17 protein-coding genes are annotated in these 21,450 nt (G+C 64.7%); 8 read left to right on the top strand and 9 right to left on the bottom strand.

Features of this window, described 5'->3' with window-relative positions; all coding sequences use genetic code 11:
* Positions 1-4 precede the first annotated feature (4 nt).
* Together JKL46_RS08310 and JKL46_RS08315 are read left to right on the top strand one after the other, a co-directional pair.
* Positions 5-1,132 (top strand): branched-chain amino acid ABC transporter substrate-binding protein, encoded by a 1,128-nt coding sequence (locus JKL46_RS08310; protein ID WP_201831745.1) that lies wholly within the window; start codon positions 5-7, stop codon positions 1,130-1,132.
* A gap of 299 nt (positions 1,133-1,431) precedes the next feature.
* The gene (locus JKL46_RS08315) at positions 1,432-1,812 is read left to right on the top strand and encodes an ACT domain-containing protein (protein ID WP_201831754.1); all 381 of its coding nucleotides are present in this window, start codon (positions 1,432-1,434) and stop codon (positions 1,810-1,812) included.
* A gap of 21 nt (positions 1,813-1,833) precedes the next feature.
* On the opposite strand, the gene JKL46_RS08320 is transcribed toward JKL46_RS08315, so the two are convergent.
* Entirely contained in the window at positions 1,834-2,562 is a 729-nt protein-coding gene (locus JKL46_RS08320) for a cytochrome c biogenesis CcdA family protein (protein ID WP_201831756.1), read from the bottom strand.
* Positions 2,563-2,658: 96 nt separating this feature from the next.
* Here JKL46_RS08320 and JKL46_RS08325 point away from each other — a divergent pair, with 96 nt between their 5' ends.
* The gene (locus JKL46_RS08325; RefSeq protein ID WP_201831758.1) at positions 2,659-3,660 is read left to right on the top strand and encodes a P1 family peptidase; all 1,002 of its coding nucleotides are present in this window, start codon (positions 2,659-2,661) and stop codon (positions 3,658-3,660) included.
* A gap of 391 nt (positions 3,661-4,051) precedes the next feature.
* Here the strand turns inward: JKL46_RS08325 and JKL46_RS08330 are convergent, their stop codons facing one another.
* A complete protein-coding gene (locus JKL46_RS08330) occupies positions 4,052-5,293 on the bottom strand; it encodes an NAD(P)/FAD-dependent oxidoreductase (protein ID WP_201831760.1) in 1,242 nt (413 codons plus the stop codon).
* Between the two features lie 207 nt (positions 5,294-5,500).
* On the opposite strand from JKL46_RS08330, the gene rpe reads away from it, so the two are divergent.
* From rpe to JKL46_RS08350, 4 genes are all read left to right on the top strand, one after another.
* Entirely contained in the window at positions 5,501-6,172 is a 672-nt protein-coding gene (rpe, locus tag JKL46_RS08335; RefSeq protein ID WP_201831763.1) for a ribulose-phosphate 3-epimerase, read from the top strand.
* Between the two features lie 58 nt (positions 6,173-6,230).
* Positions 6,231-7,544 (top strand): adenylosuccinate lyase, encoded by a 1,314-nt coding sequence (purB, locus tag JKL46_RS08340; protein ID WP_201831765.1) that lies wholly within the window; start codon positions 6,231-6,233, stop codon positions 7,542-7,544.
* A gap of 186 nt (positions 7,545-7,730) precedes the next feature.
* A complete protein-coding gene (locus JKL46_RS08345; protein WP_201831768.1) occupies positions 7,731-8,984 on the top strand; it encodes a cyclopropane fatty acid synthase in 1,254 nt (417 codons plus the stop codon).
* A gap of 31 nt (positions 8,985-9,015) precedes the next feature.
* A complete protein-coding gene (locus tag JKL46_RS08350; RefSeq protein WP_201831770.1) occupies positions 9,016-9,567 on the top strand; it encodes an RBBP9/YdeN family alpha/beta hydrolase in 552 nt (183 codons plus the stop codon).
* Between the two features lie 4 nt (positions 9,568-9,571).
* Here JKL46_RS08350 and JKL46_RS08355 read toward each other — a convergent pair whose 3' ends face one another.
* Positions 9,572-11,866 carry a DUF2235 domain-containing protein gene (locus tag JKL46_RS08355; RefSeq protein WP_201831772.1) on the bottom strand — a complete coding sequence of 765 codons (2,295 nt, stop codon included), beginning with the start codon at positions 11,864-11,866 and terminating at the stop codon, positions 9,572-9,574.
* Between the two features lie 213 nt (positions 11,867-12,079).
* Here JKL46_RS08355 and JKL46_RS08360 point away from each other — a divergent pair, with 213 nt between their 5' ends.
* Positions 12,080-12,664: a Spy/CpxP family protein refolding chaperone gene (locus tag JKL46_RS08360; RefSeq protein ID WP_201831775.1), complete on the top strand. Its 585-nt coding sequence runs from the start codon at positions 12,080-12,082 to the stop codon at positions 12,662-12,664.
* A 65-nt stretch (positions 12,665-12,729) separates the two neighbouring features.
* Here JKL46_RS08360 and rpsD read toward each other — a convergent pair whose 3' ends face one another.
* From rpsD to JKL46_RS08390, 6 genes are all read right to left on the bottom strand, one after another.
* The gene (gene rpsD, locus JKL46_RS08365; protein ID WP_099511301.1) at positions 12,730-13,347 is read right to left on the bottom strand and encodes a 30S ribosomal protein S4; all 618 of its coding nucleotides are present in this window, start codon (positions 13,345-13,347) and stop codon (positions 12,730-12,732) included.
* 174 nt (positions 13,348-13,521) lie between these two features.
* Complete coding sequence (locus JKL46_RS08370) at positions 13,522-16,683, bottom strand: multidrug efflux RND transporter permease subunit (RefSeq protein ID WP_201831777.1); 3,162 nt, start codon at positions 16,681-16,683, stop codon at positions 13,522-13,524.
* Position 16,684: 1 nt separating this feature from the next.
* Complete coding sequence (locus tag JKL46_RS08375) at positions 16,685-17,875, bottom strand: efflux RND transporter periplasmic adaptor subunit (protein ID WP_201831779.1); 1,191 nt, start codon at positions 17,873-17,875, stop codon at positions 16,685-16,687.
* Positions 17,876-18,100: 225 nt separating this feature from the next.
* On the bottom strand, positions 18,101-18,970 hold the full coding sequence (gene murI / locus JKL46_RS08380; protein WP_201831781.1) for a glutamate racemase: 870 nt from the start codon (positions 18,968-18,970) through the stop codon (positions 18,101-18,103).
* Between the two features lie 38 nt (positions 18,971-19,008).
* On the bottom strand, positions 19,009-20,340 hold the full coding sequence (locus JKL46_RS08385; protein ID WP_201831783.1) for an alpha/beta hydrolase family protein: 1,332 nt from the start codon (positions 20,338-20,340) through the stop codon (positions 19,009-19,011).
* Between the two features lie 66 nt (positions 20,341-20,406).
* A complete protein-coding gene (locus JKL46_RS08390) occupies positions 20,407-21,141 on the bottom strand; it encodes an RNA methyltransferase (protein ID WP_201831786.1) in 735 nt (244 codons plus the stop codon).
* Between the last annotated feature and the right edge of the window lie 309 nt (positions 21,142-21,450).

Genomic DNA, 21,450 nt, shown 5'->3' on the forward strand with positions numbered 1-21,450 from the left:
CCTCATGAAAAAAATGCTGTTGACCGGCGTGGCGCTTGGTCTTGGCCTCGCCTTCTCCAGCGCTGCCAGCGCCCAGATCAAGATCGGCGTCGCTGGCCCCATCACCGGCCCTAACGCGGCTTTCGGCGCCCAGCTGAAGAACGGCGTCGAGCAGGCCGTGGAAGACATCAACGCAGCTGGCGGCATCAATGGCCAGAAGCTGCAGATCGTCGTCGGCGACGACGTGTCCGACCCCAAGCAGGGCGTGTCGGTGGCGAACAAGTTCGCTGCTGAAGGCGTGAAGTTCGTCGTCGGCCACTTCAACTCCGGCGTGTCCATCCCGTCCTCGCAGGTCTACGAGGAAGCTGGCATCGTCCAGATCACCCCGGCCTCGACGAACCCGCAGTTCACCGAGCGCGGCATGTGGAACACGTTCCGCACCTGCGGTCGCGACGACCAGCAGGGCGCGGTTGCCGGCGGCTATCTCGCCGACAAGTTCAAGGGCAAGAAGGTCGCCGTCGTCCACGACAAGACTCCCTACGGAAAGGGCCTTGCCGACGAGACCCAGAAGGCCATGAACGCGAAGGGCCTGAAGGAAGTCGTCTATGAAGGCGTGAACCCGGGCGAGAAGGACTACTCGGCTCTCGTGTCCAAGCTGAAGCAGGCCGGCGTCGATGTCGTCTATTTCGGCGGCCTCCACACCGAAGCCGGCCTCATCATCCGCCAGATGCGCGATCAGGGCCTGAACGCCCCGCTCATGTCGGGTGACGGCATCGTGTCGGCCGAGTTCGTCTCGATCGCCGGCCCGGGCGCCGACGGCACCCTGATGACCTTCTCGCCGGATCCGCGCAAGAACCCGAACGCGAAGGACGTCGTGGCCAAGTTCAAGGCCAAGAACTTCGAGCCGGAAGCCTATACGCTCTACAGCTACGCCGCCGCCCAGATCCTGGCCGAGGCTGCGAAGCAGGCCGGCGGAACCGATGGCAAGAAGATGTCCGACATCATGAAGTCGGGCAAACCCTTCAAGACCGTCATCGGCGACATCTCCTACGACAAGAAGGGCGATATCACCCGTCCGGACTACATCATGTACGTCTGGAAGAAGGGCGCCGACGGCAAGATCGACTACTCCGGCAACGAACTCGCCATGTAATCGATTGGCCTGAAAGCCAACCTGATCGGAACCCGCCCTGGCAACAGGGCGGGTTTTCTCTTGGAAGCCGCTGCTCGGAATCTGATCCGAATAGGAAGTTGAAGCTTTTCAGCCTTCCACGGATAACCAAGACGTCATGGCCGTCCCCGGACTTGATCCGGGGATCAGTCCCGGCCATCTCGATAGACAGAAGCGCCGCGCCTCATTCAATCCGGATCACCGGCACTGATCCCCGGATCACGTCCGGGGAGGTGATGACGTGAGAAGTGATTTCCAGTCAACGTCGGAACGGTTTGACCATGCCCGCCCTCACCCTGTCCCTGCTCACCGAAACATACGCGGTCTGCCGCTTCCCGACCGGCACGCCGGTCGCGATGCCCCAGCCCGGCGGATTCTCGCTGCTGGTCCATGCGATGGAGGAGACGACCCTCGTCTGCCCGCAGGATGAGGTTCCACCCGATGCCGAAGCGGATGCGGGCTGGCGCTGCTTCCGGATCGTCCAGAGCTTCGACTTCAGCGTGCCCGGCATCCTTGCCTCCGTCCTCGCTCCTCTGGCGCAGGCCGGCATCGGCATCTTCGCCACTTCCACCTTCAGCACCGATTACGTGCTGGTGAAGGCGGGCGATGCCGATAGGGCAGCGGAGGCATTACGGGCGGCAGGTCATCGCGTCGACGGTTGAGGGCGCGATCCGCGCCACATATCACCCCAGCCGCCCGAGCACCGGAAACGTCTCCAGCAGCCAGAACGACATGGTGGTGATCCAGCCGGTGAGGAACGCGATGCCGGTCAGCACGAGAAGGACGCCCATCACCTTCTCGACCATGGCGAAGCGGGAGCGCATGCGCTTCAGAAGCGCCACGAAAGGCTTCATGGCAAAGGCAGCGAGCAGGAAGGGAATCCCTAAACCCGCCGAATAGGCGGCAAGCAGAAGAGCGCCGTAGGACACACTCGCCTCGGAGCCCGCGACCGTCAGGATCGCCGCCAGGACTGGGCCGATGCAGGGCGTCCAACCGAAGGCAAAGGCGAGCCCCATCACGTATGCGCCCCAGAGGCCGACGGGCTTTTCCACGCTGAACCGGGCCTCGCGGTAGAACAGCCCGATGCGGAACAGCCCTAGGAAATGCAGGCCCATGACGATGATGGCGATGCCGGCGATCGTGCTCAGGACATCGAGATATTGCCGGATGGCCTGGCCGAGCGCCGAAGCGGTGGCGCCGAGCAGCACGAAGACGGTGGAGAATCCAGCCACGAAGAGGAGCGCCGCCAGCATCGCGCGCTTGCGGACGGCGCGGTCGTCGCCCGCGCTGAGACGGTCGAAGGTCGTGCCCGCGAGGAAGGACAGGTAAGGCGGCACCAGCGGCAGGACGCAGGGGCTCAAGAAGCTGATGAGACCGCCGAGCGCCGCGGCGGGAAAGGAAACACTGAGCATGGCAAGCCTTCTAGCTCTTTGCCCCACCTAGCGAAAGGCGGTGAAAGGCTCCTTCTCCAGCTTGTGAAGAAGGCCGATTTTCGGTTTGCTGGCGCCATGAACCAGCACCGCAATCTCATCACGGACGTGGCAGGCCTTCGCGTCGGCAATGCCGATGACGCCGTCCTCGGCTCCGGCGTGACCGTTGCGCTCTTCGACCAGCCTGCCGTGGTCTCCTATTCCGCCATGGGCGGAGCGCCGGCCACCCGGGAGACCGATCTGCTCGAACCCGACAAGATGGTGCCGGGCATCCATGGCGTTGTGCTCTCCGGCGGCTCCGCCTTCGGCCTCGATGCGGCGGGCGGGGTGCAGGCCTTCCTGCGCGAGCAGGGCATCGGCTTTGCCGTCCGGGACGCGATCGTGCCCCTGGTCTCCCAGGCCTCCTGCTTCGATCTCGTCAATGGCGGCGACAAGAACTGGGGGCGTTACCCGCCCTACCGCGAGCTCGGCTACGAGGCGGCCCGAAATGCCGGCCTGGATTTCGCGCTCGGCACGGCCGGTGGCGGCTACGGCGCCACCACGGCGAACCTGAAGGGAGGCCTCGGCTCGACGAGCGCCCTGACCTCGGCCGGCCACACGGTCAGCGCCCTCGTGGTCGTGAACAGCGTCGCCTCGGCGGTGATCGGCAACGGACCGCATTTCTGGGCCGGTGCTCTGGAGGAGAATGAGGAGTTCGGCGGACACGGGCATCCGCACCGCGTCGATCCGGAAAAGCGCAGGCTGATCTGGAAGGGCGGCCCGCAGCCGGCTACCACCATTGCCCTCGTCGCGACCGATGCCGTGCTCACCAAGGCCCAGGCCAAGCGCCTCGCCATCGCCAGCCATGCCGGCCTCGCGCGGGCCCTTCGCTTCTCCCACGCCCTGTTCGACGGCGACACGATCTTCGCCGCGGCCACCGGCCAGCGGCCTCTGCAGGACGAGGCGGCCGAGTTTACCGAACTGACCGCCATGGCCGCGGATTGCCTGACCCGCGCCATTGCCCGCGGCGTCTACGAGGCGACGGCCCTGCCCTATCCCGGGGCGCAACCGGCGTGGAAGGACCTGTTCGGGGCAGCCTGAGAGACTGGCTCGAAATTCGTTGAAAGGCGCGGTGCCGTCTCCCTCCCCCTTGTGGGGAGGATTAAGGGCGGGGGTGTGAGCGATAGTCTATCAGGGTGTGGCATGGGTTCACCTCTCCTCGAGGGAGAGGTCGCGCCGGAGGCGCGGGTGAGGGGTTGCACCCTTTCCGGATGAAGCTGTACCCCCTCACCCTCGCTGCGCTCGACCTCTCCCCCTCCCAAGTCGGGTGTTCCCGACTTTGGCTTGCCAAGACGGATCTCGGGAACACCCGAGATCCGGGGAGAGGTGATGCCTGCGGCAGCCTCGGTGTTAGGTGGTGCGCGACCCACCTCCAACTCCTCCCCACAAGGGGGAGGAGGGCTAAGGTCACGCCTCGAAAGTCCGGAGCGCCTTAAAACCGCTCCGCCCGATAGGGCTTCGGATCGATCACCGGGGTCTCGCCAGTGATCATTTCCGCGAGAAGCCGCCCGGTCACCGGGCCGAGGGTCAGGCCGTGATGGGCGTGGCCGAAGCCGAACCAGAGGTTCTTGTGCTTGGGGGCCGGGCCGATGATCGGCATCATGTCCGGCGTGCAGGGACGCATGCCCATCCACGGATGCGGATCGAGCCGCTCGCCGAGGGGGAAGAATTCCCGGGCGATCGGCTCCGCCCGGCCGAGCTGGACCGGCGTCTTGGGCGCATCGCGGTTCGCGAACTCGGCGCCCGTCGTCAGGCGGATGCCCTTCGACATGGGCGCAAGGAAGTAGCCGCGGTCGAAGTCGAGGGTCGGCCGGTTGAGCACCGCGTTGCCTTCCGGCTTGTAGTGCATGTGATAGCCGCGCTTGACCGCGAGCGGCAGATTGTAGCCGAGCTTCGTCGTCACGATGTCCGCCCAGGCGCCGAGCGCGATGACGACCGTACCGGCGTCCACAGGCCCCTTCTCGGTCTGGACGCGCCATCCCGTCGAGGTCTGCTCCAGCGTCGTGGCATCGCCCGAGGCAAGCTCGCCGCCGAGGCGCTCGAACAGACCGACATAACCCATTGTCAGCATGTGCGGATCGGAGACAGAGGCCGGATCGGTCCAGTGGATGCCGCCCTTCGTCTCGACCTTCAGATGCGGCTCGCGCTCGGCTACCGCCTTGGTGTCGAGGGCGTCGAAGTTGACGCCGAAATCGCGCTTCACCTCCTCCGCGTCGGCGAACTGCTCGTCCCGGCTCTTCTCGTCGCGAAAAACCTTCATCCAGCCGGTCGGACGGATCAGGTTAGTCGATCCGGATTCCTCGGCGAGCGCCATGTGCTCGGTAACGCTGCGCTCGATGAGCGGCGCATACATCCGCGCGATCGCCTTGTGCTGGGCGGGACGCGAATGCATCCAGTACTGCCACAGGAAGGGCGCGAGCTTCGGAATGGCGGCCCAATGGTAATGGGCATCGACGGTGTTGTTGAGGGCATAGCGCAAGAGCGCGCCGAAATCATGCGGGAAGCCGTAGGGATAGACGCCCTCGCGCTGGATCAGGCCCGCGTTGCCGAAGGAGGTTTCCTCGCCGGGCTTGCGCTTGTCGATCAGCAGGACCGAGCGACCGCGCTTCTGCAGATGCACCGCAATCGACACGCCGACGATGCCGGCTCCAAGAACAATCACATCCTTACGCATGAAGGCCCTGCCCCATTTCCAGTCGCATCCCCGAAGGAAAGCGTTCGTCTCCTTGAGAAGGGGCCATCTTTACTCCTCTTGGCTCGACGCCGTCCATGGCTTTCCCGCCGCAAACCCGCCTCTCCCCAGGCGAGTGGTCTTGAATTGGTCCGGACGGTGGCCCATTGCCCGGTTGCGGCGAAAGGAGGCTCGTGCTACCGCGCGGCCATGACACGCCCCCTGCTCATCGCCCCGTCCATCCTCGCCTCCGATTTTGCGAAGCTCGGAGAGGAAATCCGTGCCATCGACGCCGCCGGCGCGGACTGGATCCATATCGACGTGATGGACGGGCACTTCGTGCCGAACATCACCATCGGTCCCGATGTGGTGAAGGCGCTGCGGCCCCACACCGCAAAGCCCTTCGACGTGCATCTGATGATCGCGCCGGTCGACCCCTATCTGGAAGCCTTCGCCAAGGCAGGCGCGGACATCATCAGCATCCATGCGGAAGCGGGCCCGCATCTGCATCGCTCGCTCCAGACCATCCGCAAGCTCGGCAGGAAGGCCGGCATCGTCCTCAATCCCGGCACGCATGAAGGCTCCATCGAGCCGGTCATCGACGACATCGACCTGATCCTCCTGATGACGGTCAATCCGGGCTTCGGCGGCCAGGCCTTCATCCCCTCCGTGTGCAACAAGCTGCGCCGGATCAAGGAGATGGTCGGCAACCGCGACATCGATATCGAGATCGACGGCGGCGTGACGCCCGAGACCGCTCCGCTCGTGGCGGAAGCCGGCGCCAACGTGCTGGTCGCCGGCTCCGCCACCTTCAAGGGCGGGCCCTCGGCCTATGCCGCCAACATGGCTGCCATTCGGGACGCGGCGGCAAAGGCGCGTTGAGATCACGGGGTGATCGTGCTACCGCGCGGACATATCATCCGCGTGGAAGTGGAAAGCCATGATCCCCCGTTACAGCCGTCCCGAGATGGTGGCCATCTGGTCGCCGGAAACCAAGTTCCGCATCTGGTTCGAGATCGAGGCCCATGCCACAACGGCGCTCGCCAATCTCGGCGTCGTGCCGAAAGAGGCGGCTGAGAAGGTCTGGGAAGAAGGCTCCAAGGCCACCTTCGACGTGGAGCGGATCGATTCCATCGAGCGTGAGGTGAAGCACGACGTCATCGCCTTCCTCACGCATCTCGCCGAGATCGTGGGTCCCGAGGCGCGCTTCGTCCATCAGGGCATGACCTCCTCGGACGTGCTCGACACCACCTTCAACGTGCAGCTCGCCCGCGCCTCCGACCTGCTGCTGCGGGACCTCGACGAGCTTCTCGCCGCCATCAGGCGCCGCGCCTTCGAGCACAAGATGACGCCGACCATCGGCCGCTCGCACGGCATCCATGCCGAGCCGACCACCTTCGGCCTCAAGCTCGCCCAGGCCTATGCCGAGTTCGAGCGCTGCAAGGTCCGCCTGATCGAGGCCCGGCGCGAGATCTCGACCTGCGCCATCTCGGGTGCGGTCGGCACCTTCGCCAATATCGACCCGAGCGTCGAAGAATACGTGGCCGAGCAGATGGGCCTCGAGGTCGAGCCGGTCTCGACCCAGGTCATCCCCCGCGACCGCCACGCCATGTATTTCGCCACCCTCGGCGTCATCGCCTCCTCCATCGAGCGGCTGGCGACGGAAGTGCGCCACCTGCAGCGGAGCGAGGTTCTGGAGGCGGAAGAGTTCTTCTCGGCCGGCCAGAAGGGCTCCTCCGCCATGCCGCACAAGCGCAACCCGGTGCTGACCGAGAACCTTACCGGTCTCGCCCGCATGGTGCGCGCCTATGCCATGCCGGCCATGGAGAACGTGGCGCTCTGGCACGAGCGCGACATCTCCCACTCCTCCGTCGAGCGCATGATCGGCCCCGACGCCACGGTGACCCTGGATTTCGCCCTCGCCCGGCTCACCAACGTCATCGACAAGCTCGTGGTCTATCCGGAGAACATGCAGAAGAACCTGGACCGGCTCGGCGGCCTCGTCCATTCGCAGCGGGTCCTGTTGGCCCTGACGCAGAAGGGCGCCTCCCGCGAGGACGCCTATCGGCTGGTCCAGCGCAACGCCATGCCGGTCTGGCGCGGCGAAGGCGACTTCCTGACCCTTCTGAAGGGCGATGCCGACGTGACCAAGTACCTGTCGCCTGAGGAAATCGAGGCCTGCTTCGACCTCGGCTACCATTACAAGCATGTGGATACGATCTTCAGGCGGGTCTTCGGCGCAGCCAGCGCATAGCTGGGGGGCTGGAAATATTTCCACGATGAGCAAGAATCCCAAGTAGGCATCGGACCCAAAAGTGGAACCCACTTTTGGGGTCGACTCCGATGCCTCTTTCTTGAAGAGCGCATCGTCCGGGGCGGAAAACCGGAACCACTTTTCCGCCCGATGCGCTGAGAGATCAACGGCGCGGGGATTCTTGCCATGCTGTCGGAGAAACTTCTCGATCTTGCGTTCACGCGGGCCGTGAAACACGGCTCCCTTGAGGTGACGACCGCCGGGGGGCGGCGCTTCACCTTCGGCGACGGGTCCGAGCCTCAGGTCTCGCTCCGGTTCGCGGACGCCCCCGCCCAGATGGCCCTCTGCCTTCATCCGGAGCTGAAGCTCGGCGAATTGTACGTGGACGGCCGCCTCGTCATCGAGCAGGGCACCATCCTCGACCTCCTCCAGCTCCTCCTCCAGGACACACATGGGGAACTGAGCGAGCTGCCGCTGAAGCGTCTGCGCAGGATCCGCACCTGGCTGATGCGCCGGGCCGAGAACGATGCCAGCCGGTCCAAGCGGAACGTGGCGCACCATTACGACCTCGACGGGCGCCTCTATTCCCTCTTCCTCGACAGCGACCGGCAATATTCCTGCGCCTATTTCGACCATCCGGACGCCAGTCTCGAGGAGGCCCAATCCGCCAAGAAGCGGCACATCGTGGCGAAGCTGCTGGTGGACCAGGGCCATAGGGTTCTCGATATCGGCTCCGGCTGGGGCGGAATGGGCCTCTATCTGGCCCAGATCGCCGGTGCGGGCTCGGTCAAGGGCGTGACCCTGTCGGAAGAGCAGCTCGACGTTTCGCGCAAGCGCTCCGCCACCGCCTGCCTGCAGGAAAGGGTGCAGTTCGAGCTTCAGGACTATCGCGCCACGACCGGCACCTTCGACCGCATCGTCTCGGTCGGCATGTTCGAGCATGTGGGCGTGCCCTCCTACGACGCCTATTTCCAGGCCTGCCGGCGCCTCCTGAAGGAGGACGGGGTGATGCTCCTGCACACCATCGGACGCTCCGGCACGCCGTATCCGACCAATCCCTGGATCACCAAATACATCTTCCCCGGCGGGCACCTGCCCGTGCTCTCGGAGATGATGCCCGCCATCGAGCGGGCCGGCCTGATCGTGTCGGATCTCGAAGTGCTGCGTCTGCACTACGCCTACACGCTGAAAGCCTGGCGCGAGCGCTTCCTGGCCCATCGCGAGGAGGTGCTGCGTCTTTACGACGAGCGCTTCTGCCGGATGTGGGAATGCTACCTCGCCATGTCGGAATCCGCCTTCCGGTGGCAGGACGCCGTGGTGTTCCAGCTCCAGCTCACCCGCCGCAACGACGTGGTGCCGGTGACCCGCGACTACATCGCCGAGCGCGAGGCCGTGCTGAAGGAGGCGGAGCAGAACAGGGAGTTGAAGCGCACCGCTTGAACCCGCCCCTGCGGGACTTTATCTCGGAGACATGAAAACCTCCGATTGCGACATCCTCATCGTTCCCGGCCATGAAAATTCAGGCATCGACCACTGGCAGAGCCGGTGGGAGCGCCAGCTCTCGACCGCGTGGCGGGTCGAGCAGGAGAACTGGGATGCTCCCAACAAGGATGCCTGGGTCGGACGCATCGTCGACGACGTGAAGCGGGCCGAGAAGCCGGTCGTTCTTGTCGGACACAGCCTCGGCGTCCTGGCCATCGCCCATGCCGCTCCCCTTCTGCCGGCGGGCAAGGTCCAGGGCGCATTCCTCGTCAGCGTGCCGGATGTGGAGCGGCCGGACTTCGTCCCCGCCATCGACCGCGCTTTCGCCCCGATCCCGCGCGACCCGTTCCCCTTCCCCTCCGTCCTCGTCGCCAGCCGCACCGATCCCCTCTGCGACTACGAGAAGGCCGAGGACATCGCCTATTCCTGGGGCTCCGTCATCGTTGATGCGGGCGATGCCGGCCATCTCAACACGGACAGCGGCCACGGCCCATGGCCCGAAGGGCTGATGCGGTTTGCCGGCTTCCTGAAGCAGCTTTGACTCTTCAGTTCCGCCGCAGTTCCATCGGCTCCACGGTCACGTCCGCAAGTCCGCTGTTGTTGCCGTAATAGGCGTCCGTCAGCCCGTCCCATCGGACGACGGCGTCGTTGGCGAAGAGGTGGAGCACTCCCTCTGCCTTGGCTACCAGTTCGGCCGAGCACCACGTCCCCTGCGGATCGCAGACCATATCCAGCGCCTCGATGGGACCGCCCCTGCCGTTCGCCGGGACGATCTTCGCCATGGTCTGAAGCCAGTCGGAGGCCGGGAACCGGCGCGCGGGAATGCCGGTGTAATGCAGATACCAGGGCATGCGCCCTGCCCCGAAGCCGGCCGGGCTCGTGGCGATGTCCTCGTCGAACCAGGGTTCGATCACGCGCAGGAGAATCTTATAGCGGGTGCCGGGCTCGACCGTCTGTCCGGTGGACCAGCACAGCAGGTGCGGGGAGAACTGTTCCGTGGCAATGGTCGGGCCGACGCAGAAGCGGTTGCTGTACTCGGCGATCTGGAGCTGCGTGCGGTAGACGACGCTCATGGTCAGCATGAGCGCCAGGGCGAACCCGCCGACGATGCCGGCCGCCAGGATGGCGATGCCGAAGACGTTCGGCACGGCCTGCCATTTGAGAAACTGCAGAATGCCCTGATAGGCGGCGTTCGTCCGCAGCCGATAGATCCAGCTGGCGGGAACGCCCTCGGTCGGCGGCTTCGGGCTGTGGCTCGGCCCGCTCATGCCGAGCGATCCGGCCCAGAGGTCGCGCATCCGGTCGTGGATCGCCACCTGCAGGGATGTGCTCTTGCGCAGCAGCATGGCGATCGCGATCACGCCGATCAGGAACCATCCCGGGCGGTTGGCGAAGGCGTCGAGCCACGGGGAGAGGAAGCCCGGCAGGTATTCTCCGATCTTCGAAAGAACCGGAGACGCCACGCAGAAGACGCCGGTGCAGGCTGATGGCGGCCAGATGCCTTCCAGCAACGGCATGGCAGCGATCAGGAGCGAGATGACGACCGTGCTGAAATAGGTGACGCGCCGTTTCCAGACGATGTTCCAGACCTCTTCCTGCTGTTGCGCGCGAAGATTGGGATGCGCCTCGCCTGAAGGCTCGACGGTTTCGTCGGATCGCACGATCTCGTAGGCGGCCGGCAGGACGATGGGGGCATAATCGTCGTCTCCCTGCCGGATGCGTTCGAGGACGCTCTCGTGGATTCTGACCCCCGTCAGCAGGCCCGCCCCTTTCAGGTCCGTGTCCTGCATGATCCGGGTGGTTGGGTCCGGCGGGTTGAGGCGGGCCGAGATCTTTCGCGGCTGGTACCGGTAATAGGCGGCAAGGCCGCGCCGCGAATTGTAGATCGGGCCGTAGGGATTGGCGATGCGCCCGATCTCGGCGACCGCCTTTTCGTCGAAGCGCAGCCCGGCTTTCGTCGCCTCACCGAGCATCCATGCCAGAGACACGTAGGACAGGCTGTCGTCCGGATAGCCGCCGCCGAGATTGGAGTGAACGCCGGCGAACCAGACCTGCCGCAGGCGGTCGCGCCGCACCCTTCCGAAGTCAATCATCTCGGCTTCGGCGACTTCGTCCCAGAGGAGCGGATGGAAGGTGTCGCGCTCGTCGTCGAGGGCGAGGGCATGGCGTGCGTGCTGGACCTTCTCCGACAGCTTGTAGTTCGGCATCGAGAGCGGCCAGACCCAATCGTCGATGGCCCGCGTCAGCTCTGCGAGGGGCAATCCATAGGCCGCCACCGTGTCCCACACGCCGACGAAGGCTATCTCGTCGATCTGCAGACGAGGCACCGCCTCGTACGGAGTTTGCCCGCGCCACTTCCGCCAGGTCCGGACGGCAAGATCCCGGACGAAGCGAAGCGGCCCGACCAGCCCGCCCGTCTGGTTGTAGCGCTTGCGATACTCGCGATAGGCATCAGCTGCATGCCTGCGGAAGGCGGCGTCCTGCTCGCACTGGATCAGCCCCTCCTTGACGACGAGGCCGACCAGTACTCGGACCGTGAAGGCACCGCGGCTGAAGCCGAAGGCGTAGATCCGATCTCCGGGCTCGTAGTTGCGGCAGAGGAAGGTGTAGATGTCGAGGACGTTGCGCTTGAGCCCGAGCCCGAAGATGCCGCCGAGCACCGCGAGGAGCTTGAAGGTCGATGTGCCGACGCCGTCGTCGTAATAGGCGATCTGCCGGGCTTCCCCTGGCTCGGGCGGGGACAGATCGAGTGCCTGATAGAGGCGCCAGACATTGGTCTTGAACAGCGCCGCGGCGCTGTTTCCGGTACCGTCAGAGAACAGGACAATCGCTTTCGGCATGCCATTCTCCCCACAGCCACGATAGTTTAAGCTCGGCCGTTTTTCAACTTTAGATAGCCAATATTTCCGATGATTCTGCCCCTGCGCGAGTTCACATCCAACTCAAACGTCCACCCGCGAAGGCCCACATGACAAAAAGTTCATGCGGCAGTCACCTCCGAGAGAGCAGGATCGGAGCAATCTAATCCTATCGTCACAACGGAGGATATCCGCATGAAGACCATCGCCACCATCGCCCTCGTCGCCATGATGGCCGGCACCGGTACCTACGCGCTGGCCCAGCAGAATCCCGCGCCGAATGCGCCCGCTGCCTCCCAGGACCAGGGCCAGCAGCAGAACCGCCGTCCCAGCATGAGCCAGGACGATTTCAACCGTCTCGTCGATGCCCGCATCGCCTCGATCAAGGCGGGCCTCAAGCTCACCCCGGACCAGGAACGCCTCTGGACTCCCGTGGAGACCGCGATCCGCACCTCGGCCGATCAGCGCTTCTCGCGCTTCGAGCAGCGCCCCACCCGCGAGCAACGCCAGTCCATGGATTTCATGCAGCGCCTCGAGCAGCGCAGCACCAGGATGAATGAGGGCGCTCAGCGCTCGGCGGCCGTCACGAATGCCCTGCGCCCGCTCTGGAACACCTTCAGCGAAGACCAGAAGCGGATCGCACCGCGCCTGATGCGCGAGGCCTTGAACACCGATGGTCCGCGCTGGAACGCCCGCGACGGTCGCCGTGGGCAAGGCCGCGATCATCACCGCATGGGCATGCACCAGGGTGGTCCCCGCGGCCCGGTGCAGCAGCAGTAAACCCAAACAGCAAAAAGGCCGCCCGATGGGCGGCCTTTTCGTTTTCCGAGATCGCTATTCGCAGATTAGCGCGAATAGAACTCGATCACGAGGTTCGGTTCCATCTGGACCGGGTACGGCACTTCCGACAGGGTCGGGATGCGCGTCACGCGGGCGGTCATCTTGGAGTGATCGACCTCGATGTAGTCCGGGACGTCGCGCTCGGCGAGCTGGCTCGCCACGACGACGACTTCGAGCTGCTTCGACTTGTCCTTCACCTCGATCACATCGCCGGCCTTCACCTGATAGCTCGGGATGTTCACGCGGCGGCCGTTGACCTTCACGTGACCGTGGTTGACGAACTGACGGGCAGCGAACGGGGTCGCGACGAACTTCGAGCGGTACACGACCGCGTCGAGACGGCGCTCGAGCAGGCCGACCAGGTTCTCACCGGAATCGCCCTTCAGGCGGATCGCCTCCGCGTAGTAGCGGCGGAACTGCTTCTCGGTGATGTTGGCGTAGTAGCCCTTGAGCTTCTGCTTGGCGCGCAGCTGCGTGCCGAAGTCGGACATCTTGCCCTTGCGTCGCTGGCCGTGCTGGCCGGGGCCGTATTCGCGGCGGTTCACAGGGCTCTTCGGGCGGCCCCAGATATTCTGACCCATGCGGCGGTCAAGCTTGTGCTTGGCCTGAATGCGCTTCGACATCGCTGTTCCTCTTTGTTGTCGAATTTGCGAGGAACGCGCCCTCCTCTTCCCCTAGGGGACGACAGGCCGACTTAGAGCCGGGCCACGGGAGCGTAAAAAGTTACGCGGCCCAGGAGGACCGCGCGAACGGGATTGCATTAATCGAGAAGGTTTGCCCTGTCAAGAAAGGCAGGGTCATTCGGCGGCCTGGGCGCTCCGATCGGGCTCGGCCCTGGCCTCCGGATGGCGGCCGGACCACCAGGAGCGGACGGCCAGGGAAAGATTGTCGAGATAGAGATAAACCACCGGTGTCGTAAAGAGGGTCAAAGCCTGGCTGACGATGAGACCGCCCACGATGGCATAGCCAAGGGGCTGGCGGATCTCGGAACCTGTGCCGTGACCCAGCATCAGAGGGGCGCCGCCCAGAAGGGCCGCCATGGTCGTCATCATGATCGGGCGGAACCGCAGGATCGCTGCCTTCCGGATGGCATCGTGGGGAGAGAGCTTCTCGTCCCGTTCGGCGCTGATGGCGAAGTCCACCATCATGATGCCGTTCTTCTTCACGATGCCGATCAGCAGGATCACTCCGATGAAGGCGATCAGGCTGAAATCGAATCCGAACAGCATGAGCGTCGCCATGGCGCCGAGACCGGCGGAGGGCAGCGTCGAGAGGATCGTGATGGGGTGAACATAGCTCTCGTAGAGGATCCCGAGGATCAGGTAGACGACGACGAGCGCCGCCAGGATCAGGAGCGGCACCGTCGCGAGCGAGGCCTGAAACGCCTGGGCATTGCCCTGGAACGTGCCGGACAGGGATCCCGGAGGGTTGAGCGAAGCCACCGCCCGCTCGACGGCTTGCGTCGCCTCGCCCAGCGCGATGCCGGGCGCAAGGTTGAAGCTGACGGTGATCGCGGGGAACTGGCCCTGGTGGTTGATCGCAAGCGGCGCGATCTTCCGTGTCGTCCAGCTCGCGAAAGTCGAGAGCGGAACCTGCTGCCCCGTGATCGGAGACTTCAGATAGATCCGGCCCAGCGTTTCCGTATCGCCCTGCAGGTCAGGCAGGACCTCCATGATCACGTTGTAGCTGTTGAGCTGGGTGAAGTACTGGGTGACCTGCCGCTGGCCGAAAGCGTCGTAGAGCGTGTCGTCGATCTGCTGCGGCGTGAAGCCGAAGCGGGAGGCCTGATCGCGATTGATGGTCAGTGTGAGGGTCGTGCCGCTCACCTGCTGATCGGTCGCCACATCGCGCAGCTCGGGCAGCGTCCCGAGCTTTTCCAGGACCTTCGGAGCCCAGTCGTTCAGCTCGTCCAGATCGGCGTCCTGAAGGGTGTACTGGTATTGGGTGCGCGACTGGCGCCCGCCCACATTGATGTCCTGCGAGGCCTGCAGGAAGAGGCGGATGCCCTCGACCTTGTCGATCTGCGGCCGCAATCGCGCAATGATCTCGGTAGCTGACGAGGTTCGCTCAGAGCGGGCTTTAAGGCTGATATAGATGCGGCCCGTATTCAGCGTCGATGCACCATTCCCCGCCCCGATCGACATGGCATAGGTCGCGACATCGGGGTCCTTCTCGATGATTTCGCCGAGCAATTGCTGGCGCTGATACATGTCGTTGAACGAGATGTCCTGGGCCGCCTCCGAGGTGCCGACGAGAAACCCCGTATCCTGCTGCGGAAAGAACCCTTTCGGGATCGCTACGAAGAGGGCAACCGTCGCGGCGAGCGTAGCGAAAAACACGAGGAGCGTCACGAAGCGGTGGCGCAGGACCGCATCGAGGCCCCGCTCGTAGCCGCGCTCCAGCGACGTGAACGCTGCCTCGAGCCAGAGATAGAGCCGGCCATGGCGCTCGTTTTGCCCATGCTGCGAGAGCAGCCGCGACGCCATCATGGGCGTCAGCGTCAACGACACGATTGCGGAGACGGCAATCGTCATGGCCATGACGATGGAGAATTCGCGGAACAGGCGGCCGACGATGCCGCCCATCAGCAGCAGCGGGATGAAAACGGCGACAAGGGACACGCTGATCGACAGAATGGTGAAGCCGATCTCGCCTGCGCCCCTGTAGGCGGCGCGCATGGGCGTGTCGCCGTTCTCGACGTGACGGACGATGTTTTCGAGCATGACGATCGCATCGTCGACCACGAAGCCGACGGAGATCGTCAACGCCATGAGCGACAGGTTGTCGAGGCTGTAGCCGGCAAGATACATCAGGCCACAGGTACCGAGGAGCGCCAGCGGAACCGTGACGCTCGGAATGACCGTCGCCCAGAGCCGCCGCAGAAACACGAAGATCACGAACACCACGAGGGCGATGGTGATCAGAAGGGTGAACTGCACGTCGGCCACGGATGCGCGGATGGTCTGCGTCCTGTCGCTCAGGACGCCGATCTTGATGGCCGGCGGCATCGCCGCTTCGAGCCGGGGCAGCTGGGCCTTCACCCGGTCGACCGTTTCGATCACGTTGGCGCCGGGCTGCTTGAAGACGATGAGGAAGACCCCACGCTTGCCGTTGGCCCAGGCGGCGAGTTTCGTGTTCTCGGGGCCGGACACCGCCTGGCCGATATCCCGCACCCGGATGGGAGCGCCATCCGCATAGGCGACGACGACGTCGTTCCATTCCTCCGCCCGAACCAGCTGGTCGTTGGCATAGATCGTGAAGCTGCGGGTTTGGCCGTCGATCGAGCCCTTGGGTGCATCCACGGTCGAGATGGCGAGCTTGGCGCGCACGTCTTCGAGGGACAGGTTCTTGTTCACCAGCTTCGTAGGATCGAGCTGCACCCTGATCGCGGGCTTCTGCTGTCCGCCGATCACCACCTGCGCAACGCCCGAGATCTGGCTGACCTGTTGCGCGAGCTTGGTATCCGCGTTGTCGCTGACCTCCGTGAGCGGCAAGGTGTCCGAGACCACGGAGATGATCAGGATCGGCGTGTCGGCGGGATTGACCTTCCTGTAAGTGGGCGGGCTCGGCAGATCCTTCGGCAATTGTCCGCCGGCCGCGTTGATCGCCGACTGGACGTCCTGGGCAGCCGCATCGATGTTCCGGTCGAGATCGAACTGGATCGTGATCGAGGTCGAGCCGAGCGCGCTCGTGGACGACATCTGGGTCACGCCCGGGATCTGGCCGAACTGCCGTTCGAGCGGCTGCGCGACGGACGAGGCCATGGTCTGCGGGCTGGCGCCCGGCAGCGATGCGGAGACCTGGATCGTCGGAAAGTCGATCTGAGGCAGCGGCGCGACCGGGATGAACGGATACGCCGCGAGACCGGCAAACAGGATTCCGATCATCAGCAGCGTCGTCGCGACCGGATACCGGATGAACGGTGTCGAGACGCCGCCGCCTGAGAATGCAGCCCCCATTTCACTTCGCCTCCCTGGCGGCGATGTGTTCCTCGGAAGCGTTCGTGACCTGCACGGATGCACCGGGCTGGAGGCGGTAATGCCCCGCCGTGACGACCCTTTCACCGATGCTCAGACCGTTCTCGATCACCGCCTTGTCGGCGGTGATCACCCCGACTGTGACGGGACGCATCTCCACCGTGTTGTCGGGCTTCACGACATAGGCGTAGAGGCCCTGAGGCCCTCTCTGAACGGCCGTGCCCGGCACGGCGATGACATTTTTGAGCGTGCGCACGAGCAGGCGGGTTTCCACCGACATCCCAGGCCAGAGGCCGTGATCGTTGTTGGTGAATTGCGCCTTCAGGCGCACCGTTCCGGTACCGGTGTCGACCTGGTTGTTCACCAGGGTGAGTTCACCCTCGGCCAGAACCTCCTTGCCGTTCGACGACAGCGACCAGACCTTGAGAGGACCCTGGCTCTGGGCCTTCAGAATGCCGGGAAGCTCCGCTTCGGGAGCCGTGAAGATGACGGCGATGGGCTCGATCTGGGCAATCTGCACGATGCCGTTCGTATCCGTGGCATGGACGATGTTGCCCTGATCGACCTGACGCAGGCCGGTGCGCCCCGAGAGCGGGGCCTCGATCGTCGTGTAGCTCAGTTGGGTGGTAGCGTTGTCGATTGCGGCCTGATCCGCCTGAATTTGAGCTTTCAGGGAATTCACATTCGCCTGCTGGATGTCGAATTGCTGCTTGGACGCAAAATCCTTGGTCAGCAGCTGGCGCGTCCGCTCAAGATCCGCGTTGGCGCTCACGAGCTGCGCCTCGTCCTGCGCCTTCTTGGCAATGGCCTGATCGAGAGCGGCCTGGAACGGGCGCGGATCGATCTGCAGCAGCAGGTCGCCCTCCTTGACCATCTGTCCTTCCTGGAACGCGATCTTCTCGATCTGTCCGTCGACACGGGTTCGCACGGTCACGGTGTTCAGGGCCTGCACTGAACCGAGCCCCGTCAGGTAGATCGGGATGTCGCTTGCCTCCACCGGCACAGCCTGGACAGGAACGGGTGATGCGACAGGGCGCTGGGCGGCAGCCGTTTGCGCCGTCTGCGCCTCGCGCCAATGCCAGACCCCCCAGCCTCCCACGGCAAGGGCGAGGAGAAGAAGAGCGGCAATGAGGCCTCGGGACCTGCGCCCTGAGGTCGGAGTCGGCTCAACCATCGAGCTCTCCCGCGCCTGGAGCATGGGACCCGAAAGTGGAAACCACTTTTGGGATCCAATCCGATGCTCCACTCTCTAAAGAGCGCATCGTTGATGCGCTGGACTTGCCCTTTATGTAGGGATCGCGGCCGGGAGAGACAGAGTTGCGCCCTACACGCTTTCGTGCGCGGCTGAATTCATCGATGTCGGCGGCTCGAACCCGAGCTACGGCGCCGAAGGCAGGATCTAGCGCAACGGCCAGGATTCGACGACCACCTGCGACAGACCCCTCATATGAAGCGCCGTCCGCAAGGCCGCACTGATCCCCGCCCCATCGGTGAAGAGGGCAATCGCCTCGTCATCGTCGGCCTCGTGGCCGGGAACCGGGTGGCCGATCAGCTGTGTCACCCGGCGTGCGATGGCGGGAGCGGGATCGATCCAGGTCACGGGCCACGGCGCGATTGCCTGGAAGCGCGGCAGCAGGAGCGGGTAATGGGTGCAGCTCAGCGCCACCACGTCGGTCCGTCCGCCCGCATCCTCGACGAAACAGGGGCCGAGTTCTTCCAGGAGCTCCTCGTCCGAGACCGGGCTGCCCGCAAGCTCCGCCTCGGCGAAGCCGGCAAGACGCCGCGAGCCGACGAGGTTGACCTTGCAGCCGGCCGCATAGGTCTCGATCAGGTCGCGGGTATAGTCACGGGCGACGGTCGCGGGAGTGGCGAGCACCGTGACATATCCCGTCTGCGTCAATTGCGCCGCCGGCTTGATGGCCGGGACCGTCCCGACGAAGGGGATCATCGGGAAGCGTGCCCGCAGATGCGGCAGCACGAGAGTGGAGGCCGTGTTGCAGGCCACCACCACGATGTCGGGATCGTGGAGCGCGATCAGCCGCTCCATGACGGTGACGACCCGCTCGGCCAGCACCGTCTCGGCGAGGCGCCCGTAGGGAAAGCCCGCATCGTCCGCCGCGTAGACGTATCGTGCGTCGGGCCGAACCTTCAGCACCTCGGAAAAGACCGTGAGGCCGCCGAGACCGGAATCGAACACGAGGATTGTGGGGACGGGAGACGGCATGACGGCGGGATTATAGGTAGCCCCCGCCAGAAGATCGACACGCATGACCAACCCTTACGAACGCAACTTGTTGAGAAAGTCCGCTAGAGCATCGGACCCAAAACTGGACTTGCACTTTTGCGATCCAATCCGATGCTCTCTTTATGGATGAGCGCATCGTTCGGAGCGGACCCAGAGGGCCGCGTCAGCGAAAACCGGGTCCACTTTTCGCTGACGCGGCCCTCTGGGTCCGCACGATGCGCTAATCCCTGCTTGGTTTCCGGAGGCGCCATGTTGAGCCTGCGGCGCGGCCCCGGCTCCTGCTTGTTCTCCTGCCCCTCGACCCTCGGCATCTGCGCCGAGAGGCGCTTGACCGGCCAGCCGTCGCTCCAGGTGCCCATGTCGACGAATTTCGGATCGCGCTGGAGCGCGGTCGCGTCCTTGCCGGCGAAGGCCGCCTCGGAGGCGATGTCGAAAGTCTTCCAGAAGCCTAGAAAATCGAGGGTATCGGTGCCGTTGTTGCCGAGCGCCTGGGTCAGCAGGATCTGCGGCCCGGTCAGCGCCATGTCGGCGCTCCAGCGCCATGTGTTGCGCTGCTTCGGATCCCGCGGCGGATCCGGCGGCAGCTTGATGGCGCCGGCGTCATAATCAGCCTTCGGCGAGCCGGGAGATGCCAGCGCCGCCGTTAGGGCGGGAAATCCGTGATCGTCGGAGGAGGCCCGCATCAGAAGCTTGCGGCTGCTCGGAACGGCGCTTGCCTGCTGCATGATCAGGCGGGCGGCGCGGTCGCTCGGCAGATGGTCGCGGTCGCCGCTCATGGTGATGAGCATGGTCGACGTCGGCACGTTCGAGAGGTCGCGCAGGAGGATGCCGCGCTCCTTCTCGTTGGAGGCGATGCCGCCCGGCATCAGGCCGAAGACGAGCTTCGGCGCCGGAACCTTGCCGCTCTCCGTCCCAGCCGCGATGTTGAACGCGATCGGCACACCGGCCGAATGGCCGATGAGGGCGACGCGCTCCCTATCGGGTTTGGCATTCGCATCGTCCGCGAGTTCGACGAGAGCGCTCTGGATCAGGTCTTCGGCCATGTTCGACGCATCCGCCGGCCGCGAACGGTTCACATCCTGGAAGCGCGGAAAGAGCACCAGATGGCCCTTGCGGGCGAGATGATCGATCCACCCGCCGTAGAGCCCGGGATTCACCGCACCCCAGGAATGCAGGAAGATCACCACCGGACGCGGCTTGGCCGGCGCATCGTTGCCGTGGAAGACGAAGCTTCCCGAACTGGCCGTGCCGAGGGCGCGCTTGACCACTTCCGTCGAGGCATAGTCGCGCCCGCCAGGCCCCTGCGCCGGCTGCTGCGGTGGCGTGGCGGCCTGGGCCGACGGTGCGGCGAGGGAGACGCCGAGGAGCAGGAAGGGCAGCAGGCAGCGGCGCATCGTCGTCTCAAACCCTATTGTCCAACCGGGCAGATAGAGCCCGGCTGCTATAAAGCCACGATTAGCTTAAGGTTTTCTCAACCTGCGTCCTTCCGCAAGGGCGCGAATCGCCCCGCGCAGGGTGCGAACCTCCTGCTCGGTCATGGCGAGACGGTGGAAGATGTCCCGCATGTTGCGGGTCATGGTCGGCTTCTTGTCCTCGGGATAGAAATTCACCGCATCGAGCTCCGTCTCGATGTAGTCGAAGAACGAGGTCACCATCTCGCGCGGAGCCGGCGGGGAGTGCGGACCGCCGTCGAAGGGCAGCACACCGCCGGTGGCGAGCTTGTACCATTCATACGAGACGAGCAGGACCGCCTGCGCCAGGTTGAGCGAGGAGAATTTCGGATCGACCGGGAAGGTGATGATGGCGTCGGCAAGCGACACCTCGTCATTTTCGAGCCCGGTGCGCTCGCGCCCGAACAGGATGCCGACCCCCTGCCCCGCCCCGAGGCGCGCCTGAGCCTCCTTCATCGCCGCATCGGGCGCGAAGACCCGCTTCATCTGCCCACGCTCGCGGGCAGTGGTGGCGAAGACGAAGTTCAGGTCGGCGATGGCCTCACGAACGTTGTCGTAGAGCGTCGCGCCCTCCAGCACATGGGTCGCGCCCGAGGCCGCCGAATGCGCCCCCTTCTTCGGCCAGCCGTTGCGCGGCGAGACGAGCCGTAGCTCCGACAGCCCGAAATTGGCCATGGCCCTTGCCACCATGCCGATGTTCTCGGCGAGCTGCGGTTCCACGAGGATGATGATCGGGCGGGTCATGGAGCGTTCGTCAGATTAAGTGGGACTCCCTCCCATAGCGTCAAAATCGATCTCAAGACTAGCTATGTCGAAGGATACGAGGGTTCCGAACGCCTGACTTATCGTGCGTTGCAGGACTAAGCGATCCTCCCTCCCCATTGTGGCAAGGGATGAACGTGAGCGAGTGCGTTTCAGCGTGAGGCGCGGGTTTACCTCTCCTTGAGGGAGAGGTCGACGCGCGTCAGCGCGGCGGGTGAGCGACTGTCTTGTTGGTCAAGGGTTTTGTTGGCGCCATGGCTGGTTCTCGCGCAGGACGGCGTTGAGGATGGT

This window comes from Microvirga zambiensis WSM3693 (genome assembly GCF_016735695.1).
Lineage (GTDB): Bacteria > Pseudomonadota > Alphaproteobacteria > Rhizobiales > Beijerinckiaceae > Microvirga > Microvirga zambiensis.

Excerpts from the sequence above, each read along its gene's own strand:
- JKL46_RS08345 (WP_201831768.1), top strand. The coding sequence starts at position 7,731 with ATGCTGTCGGAGAAACTTCTCGATCTTGCGTTCACGCGGGCCGTGAAA.
- JKL46_RS08350 (WP_201831770.1), top strand. The coding sequence starts at position 9,016 with ATGAAAACCTCCGATTGCGACATCCTCATCGTTCCCGGCCATGAAAAT.
- JKL46_RS08310 (WP_201831745.1), top strand. The coding sequence starts at position 5 with ATGAAAAAAATGCTGTTGACCGGCGTGGCGCTTGGTCTTGGCCTCGCC.
- JKL46_RS08315 (WP_201831754.1), top strand. The coding sequence starts at position 1,432 with ATGCCCGCCCTCACCCTGTCCCTGCTCACCGAAACATACGCGGTCTGC.
- rpsD (WP_099511301.1), bottom strand. The coding sequence starts at position 13,347 with ATGTCGAAGCGCATTCAGGCCAAGCACAAGCTTGACCGCCGCATGGGT.
- JKL46_RS08385 (WP_201831783.1), bottom strand. The coding sequence starts at position 20,340 with ATGCGCCGCTGCCTGCTGCCCTTCCTGCTCCTCGGCGTCTCCCTCGCC.
- JKL46_RS08370 (WP_201831777.1), bottom strand. The coding sequence starts at position 16,683 with ATGGGGGCTGCATTCTCAGGCGGCGGCGTCTCGACACCGTTCATCCGG.
- JKL46_RS08325 (WP_201831758.1), top strand. The coding sequence starts at position 2,659 with ATGAACCAGCACCGCAATCTCATCACGGACGTGGCAGGCCTTCGCGTC.
- rpe (WP_201831763.1), top strand. The coding sequence starts at position 5,501 with ATGACACGCCCCCTGCTCATCGCCCCGTCCATCCTCGCCTCCGATTTT.
- JKL46_RS08330 (WP_201831760.1), bottom strand. The coding sequence starts at position 5,293 with ATGCGTAAGGATGTGATTGTTCTTGGAGCCGGCATCGTCGGCGTGTCG.
- purB (WP_201831765.1), top strand. The coding sequence starts at position 6,231 with ATGATCCCCCGTTACAGCCGTCCCGAGATGGTGGCCATCTGGTCGCCG.
- JKL46_RS08375 (WP_201831779.1), bottom strand. The coding sequence starts at position 17,875 with ATGGTTGAGCCGACTCCGACCTCAGGGCGCAGGTCCCGAGGCCTCATT.
- murI (WP_201831781.1), bottom strand. The coding sequence starts at position 18,970 with ATGCGTGTCGATCTTCTGGCGGGGGCTACCTATAATCCCGCCGTCATG.
- JKL46_RS08390 (WP_201831786.1), bottom strand. The coding sequence starts at position 21,141 with ATGACCCGCCCGATCATCATCCTCGTGGAACCGCAGCTCGCCGAGAAC.
- JKL46_RS08360 (WP_201831775.1), top strand. The coding sequence starts at position 12,080 with ATGAAGACCATCGCCACCATCGCCCTCGTCGCCATGATGGCCGGCACC.
- JKL46_RS08355 (WP_201831772.1), bottom strand. The coding sequence starts at position 11,866 with ATGCCGAAAGCGATTGTCCTGTTCTCTGACGGTACCGGAAACAGCGCC.
- JKL46_RS08320 (WP_201831756.1), bottom strand. The coding sequence starts at position 2,562 with ATGCTCAGTGTTTCCTTTCCCGCCGCGGCGCTCGGCGGTCTCATCAGC.